General features: G+C 59.7%; 4 protein-coding genes. 2 read left to right on the forward strand and 2 right to left on the reverse strand.

Features of this window, described 5'->3' with window-relative positions:
* A partial coding sequence (locus AAAB35_RS19520; protein ID WP_340669935.1) for a universal stress protein occupies positions 1-502 on the forward strand: 502 nt, incomplete at its 5' end.
* 250 nt (positions 503-752) lie between these two features.
* Here the strand turns inward: AAAB35_RS19520 and AAAB35_RS19525 are convergent.
* Both AAAB35_RS19525 and AAAB35_RS19530 read right to left on the reverse strand, forming a co-directional pair.
* Positions 753-1,436, reverse strand: a complete 684-nt coding sequence (locus tag AAAB35_RS19525; RefSeq protein WP_340669936.1) for a universal stress protein — start codon at positions 1,434-1,436, stop codon at positions 753-755.
* A 1,128-nt stretch (positions 1,437-2,564) separates the two neighbouring features.
* On the reverse strand, positions 2,565-3,434 hold the full coding sequence (locus AAAB35_RS19530) for a phytochelatin synthase family protein (protein ID WP_340669937.1): 870 nt from the start codon (positions 3,432-3,434) through the stop codon (positions 2,565-2,567).
* A gap of 183 nt (positions 3,435-3,617) precedes the next feature.
* Here AAAB35_RS19530 and AAAB35_RS19535 point away from each other — a divergent pair.
* The coding region (locus tag AAAB35_RS19535) for an adenylate/guanylate cyclase domain-containing protein (RefSeq protein ID WP_340669938.1) at positions 3,618-5,763 on the forward strand (2,146 nt) is incomplete at its 3' end.

The raw sequence follows: 5,763 nt of genomic DNA on the forward strand, positions 1-5,763 counted from the left end.
TGATCTGATCGTCACGGGTTCCAACAACAGTTCCGTGTTGATCACTCCCGATCGTTGTATCAATCTTGGCGATCTTGTGCTGCGGGCGGGAAGGCCAGTATTGGTGGCGGCAAAAGGCGCCACGCGCGTTCTCACGAACACAGCTGTGGTCGCCTGGAAAGATACACGAGAAGCGCGACGCGCCGTCGCTGATGCGCTCCCGTTGTTGCGCAAAGCGAGTGAAGTGATTGTTGTGACCGTCGACTGTAATGCTGACATTTCCACGCAGGAAAGCGTTGATGGAATTCTCGGATTCTTGCGCCGCCATGGCGTAAAGGCGCGCAGCGAAATCATCAAAGACAAGCACGAAAGTCAAAGTCTCATGAGCTTTGCCCGCGCCGTCGACGCCGAGCTTGTCGTCTCAGGTGCGTACGGTCACAGCAGATTAAGGGAGCTGGTCTTCGGGGGCGTCACACGCTCATTACTGAAAGAAGATGGTTTCAGCCGCTTCATGTCGAGCTGAATTATCCTCCTGACATCGGGAACGCCGGTTGACAGGTCAAGATAGCCATGAGCCGTGCGTGCGCTCGCCTTCCGCGACCGCAATCGCGTTGCGCTCTGGCGACATCGATTCCAACAAAAGCTGCTACAGTCCTTCATGACTCGTCCACCGGCGATGCGGATAGGCTCGGCCCATCCGAGTCGTCCTCGCTGTATGTTGGGTTCCGTCGGAGCGGCTTGCGTCGGGTTCGCGGCGGGCTCTGTTGCGAGAATCAATGGGACATCATCACCGGCATTGAGATATTATGAAGTAGTTGTTCGGAGGCTCCTCCAAACAGGGATTCCACCAAAGGTGAATGTCCGTAGGCTCCAGCGACGATCAAGTCGGCCTCATCGCGATCCACGCATGCGAACATCGCACTGATCGCGTCAACCTCGCCGGTGTCCCGCCAACCATCGACCGTGACTTTTACCCCATGTCGTTCGAGGTGAGCCACCACGTCCAGCACATCGGAACGGCGTGGATTGAAGCTTCTGTCGAAGACAAAAAGCGCGACACTCTCGGCGTTGATGAGCAGCGGCATTGAGTCATGAAGCGCGCGTGTCGATTCCCGGCTGAAATTCCACGCCAAGAGTATGTGCCGCCCGATAGGATCCTTTGCTTCCCACCCGGTTGGCAAGATGAGCATTGGGACGCCCGACGTGAGCAGCACGTCTTTGGGGACCGCCGCGGCCGCAAGATGAGCGCTGTCCGGATGGGGCTGGCTCGTGACGATGAAATCCGCGCAATGCGAGAAGAGTTCCTGGGCAGTCTTGGCTGACGTGCCGGCAACCCGGAACTCCGCTTCCAGCCCCGCTATCCGAACCATCTTCTCAAACGTGGCCTCGATAGCTTGCGCCCGTTCGCGCCTTTCGCCTTCGAAAGCTACAGCTGTGCTGATGTCGACGCCGATCAACTTCGCCTTGTGTTGCTTGGCTATTTTGATCGCAGTCTCGACTCTCGGCTCGCTTAGATCGCTGGCGTCCAGGTAGACGATGATATCCTTGTATGACATAGTTTCCTCCGCTAAAAAAAGCGCGCGAAGGCCCTCCAAAGCGCGCGAAGAGCGACGCTGCGTATGTTTTCAAGTGCAGCGATAACTTCTTAGCTCAATCACTAGCGTCTAATTTGCACATTGGCATTGCGCTGGATCAAATGTAACTCCTACCTATTCAGCCGAGGGCACGCATGGCATTGAGGATGACGGCCACATCGATCAACTCCTGCGGGAGTTGTCACGCCGCAGTTTCAGGTAGATAGCTTCACGCGCCACGCGGCGTCTGAATTTCTTAGCATTGCTGATAATTTGAGAATCCAGCGACGTCATTCTCAAATTAAGTGCATCAGCGAGGCGTGATCGGCCGCATTCTTACGATTAAGGTGCTATAGGCTGGCGGCGAAGGTATGGCACTTTTGGCTTCGACACCGCCATGAAGATGCACTGGTGCAAATGGCAAACGAGATAGGAATGACAGGTTATTGCCGAAGCGATCGAGGTTCCCGCTTGAAGCGCTTGGCAGTCATGCGAACCTGAGAGCCGTTTTCGAGAGGCGCTGTTGAGGAGATATGCTCATTAATTACCGAAGATGGAGAAAGACCTGTTCGACAAACTGACCGCGTCATGCATGGAGGATATCGATTTGCGAAGCAATGTGCGAAGTGTCCCCCACCCTTCACCGCCCATCGGCGGTGCGCCATAGAGCGACGAGTACCGAGCCCCGGTCTCTCAACTACCAGCTCTGAACTTAAGTTCAGAGTCCCCTAAAGTGGTGCCACGGCCTCGCCCATCATGTTTCACTTGCAATCTGGTTTACCTGCCTGGGTTCCATTCGCTTGAACGGTTCCATGCAATTCGAACAGCTCATCGGATGGTTCCGTGATCTCCAATCCCCTTTTTATTGGCGATGAGATGGGCGTTGGTGCGCCACCCAACCTTCCAACCGCACCCGATCCTCAGGCGACAGCAAGAGCCTCTTGTCGGTGTCAATCGACCCTGACTCGCATATTTGCCAGACAATGGAATCTGTCCGTTCATTCCACAACACTAGCGGTGAGTTGCACCTGCGGGTTGGACGAGGACGATCCCGCGCGAGCGGCCCGAGCCTCCATCGACAGCCAGCATCGCCCGGTACATCAATTGCATCGGTACCCAGGCGGGCGGATATTTGTAACGCGCCACGTCAAGCACGAGGACGCTGTCAGTGGGCTCGTCATAGGCGCCGATCGGTGACACATGGCCCGCGCCGCTTTGACCAAGAACCGAGCGGTCGTAGTTGACGATAACCCGCGTATTGTAGGCGGCCAGTCCCGCGATAATCGCCGTCCGCATAGCGTCGAGGCCCGTCTCCTCAGCAAAATGTACACGAGGGGTCACGCCGAGATTGCTGAAGAACTGCCCGATCTCAGCCAGTGTGAGACCGTCGGTTACCACCGCCTCGAAGCTCTTCACCTGCTCGTTAGCGAGGACGAAGATGTTGTCCTGCGTGAAGTAAGGATAGGGGTAGCGCGTCGGATCGAGAGGGCGCGGGATGCCGAGGCTGTTCAATACGGCAGCCATGCTGGCGATGGAGCAGAAGGTGAGGAACTTCTCGCTCTCGACATAGGAGTCGAGCATGAAATAGTCGCGGTTTTCGCGTGCGGACAGAAGGCGCCGCCAGCCTTCCTCCTCCACGAGGTAGATCACTCCGTCCGCCGCGCCGGCCGCAACGGCAGGGTTCGTTCCGGCCCGCTGATCGTCTTTTCCAGAACCTTCAAGGACAGCTTCGGCGACGCGTCCGTCTAGGCCATCGGGGCGATCTCTGGTCCGAAGGGTAACTGTTGGACAGGAGGCGCAATCAGCGCCGGATCCAGCGGCCGGCACAAGGAGGAAGACCCACAGAGCAAGGACACAGCTGACGATCGGGGAACGGATCATCCGAGAACTCCCTTTTGACGCTTGCCGGCCAACTGCAGGGGATGTCGCGGATCGGCCCCTTGCGTTGGTTTTCGCGGGTCGAACGATCGCTTTATCCTTGTCGCCGCCGCAAGGACGGTGCAGAATAACCTAAGAGAAAACCATATTGGCGACAAATAGTTTTCTGGTCGGGGGAGTATTTTTATGCGAGTCTTGAGTAAAATACTATCGGACTTAGGGCTTGAGAACTACCTCGCACTCTTTGAAGAGAACGACATCGACTCCGAACTGCTTGGCGAATTGACCTCCGACGATCTGAAGGAGATCGGGATCATCTCGCTTGGGCACCGCAAGAAGATCCTCACGGCGATTGCGGCAAGTGGGGCGGATACTGCCTCAAGAATTTCCGCGCCTGCAACGACGGCCGGCCCGGACCCGCCGCCCGTCGATGGACCGGTTGGCGGAACGGAGCAGGCTTCGGGCGCTGAGCGCCGCGAGGTCACAACCGTTTTTGCCGACCTGACTGGCTACACGAGGCTCTCCCATGAGCTCGACACCGAGGACATGCACAGCCTTCTTGCGGCCATCTACGACAGGTTCGACGCGATCGTGAAACGCATGGGCGGGACGGTCGACCGTCACATCGGCGACTGCGAGATGGCCGTATTCGGTGCCCCGGTGTCGTATGGCAACGACGCCGAACGGGCGTTACGCGCCTCGCTGGAAATGCATCGCGCGATGAAAGAGATCTCGCTGCGCTTCGGGCGCGAGCTCACCGTGCACATAGGCGTCGCAGCCGGCAATGTTCTGTTTATGTCCCAGGGTCAGGGCGCCTTGAGGGATCAGGACTTCACGCTTACGGGCGACTCGGTCAACCTCGCCTCCCGGCTTGCCGACCACGCAAATGGCGAAGAGACGCTCATCACAGCACGGATCCACAACGCCCTCGGCGAACGGATCGACTGTGACGCGCTGGATGCGCTCTCCGTCAAGGGCTTCGATCAGCCGATACCGGTCTACCGCCTTATCGGATTCCGCGAGCAGCCGCTTGATCGCCCTTTGATCGGACGGACGGTCGAGATGGCGGCGCTGAGCCAAGCTCTGCGCGACTGCCTGGCAAGCCGGCGGGGCGAAACCGTCGCCATCGTCGCAGAGGCCGGTCTCGGCAAGTCGCGGCTCGTCGACGAAGTCGCGCAGGTCGCGGCGGCGAAGGGGTTTGAGGCATACAAGGTTCTGGTGCTGGACTTCGGCCTCGGCGAGGCCCAAGACCCCATCCGTGCGCTGGTTGGCGGCCTGTGCGGCCTTGGCGAGCGCGCCGAACCGTCCGCGGTTTGCGCAATCGTGGAGCAGCTTAAGGCGCACGACATTCTCGACGAGCCTTCGGCGATGTTCCTGACCGTCTTCCTCGGTGCGCCGCTCGACCGTACAGGCAGGCTGGTGAATGACGCGATGAGTGATGCCGCCCGCCAGGAGGGGCACCGCAACATGCTGCGGCGGCTGCTGCGCGGCCGCGCCGCGCAGCAGCCACTCCTGCTGATCGTGGAGGACATACACTGGGCAGAGCGGGAGACCCTGAGCCAGCTCGCATTCCTAGCGTCCGAAACGGCAGAGGCGCCGATCCTGCTTGCCATGACTGCGCGTACCGAGGGTTATCCGCTCGATAACGACTGGCGCGAATGCATCCGCGATGCCGGCTTCCGTCGGATCGACCTCACACCACTCAGCGCCGCCGATACTCTGCGCCTTGCGCGCGCCATCCATCATCCGACCGAGGAAGTGATCCGCGAATGCGTCGCCCGCGCAGAGGGCAATCCGCTCTTCCTCGACCAGCTCCTGCGCCATGCGCGTGAGCAAGGTCACGACACTGTGCCCGGGTCCATCCAGAGCATCATCCAGGCGCGGCTCGACCGCCTTTCGCTTGTCGATCGCCGGGTGCTCCAGACCGCCGCCATTCTCGGCCAGCGATTCTCAATGAGCGCGGTGACTGCGGTGGCGCAAATCGAGGTCTATGACGAAAAGGCGCTCATGGAGGCATCTCTGATCCGGCCGATCAGGGAGGGATACCTTTTCGCGCATGCGCTGATCCGCGACGCTGTCGTTCGCACCATTCTGCGCGACGACCGCCGGGCCCTGCACCGCAAGGCAGCGGAATGGTTCAAGGGGCTCGACGCGGTGCTCTATGCCGAACATCTGGCCGCCGCCAATGATGACGGAGCGGCCCGCGCCTTCCTTGCGGCTGCGCTGGACGCGCGCGCGGGGCACCGCAAGGAAGCAGCCCTCTCGCTCGCCGAGCGAGGCCTCGAATTGGCCCAGGAGCATAAGGTCCGTGGCGACCTCTTGCGTTTCAAGG

It is taken from the genome of Phyllobacterium sp., from assembly GCF_037994425.1.
Taxonomy (GTDB): domain Bacteria; phylum Pseudomonadota; class Alphaproteobacteria; order Rhizobiales; family Rhizobiaceae; genus Phyllobacterium.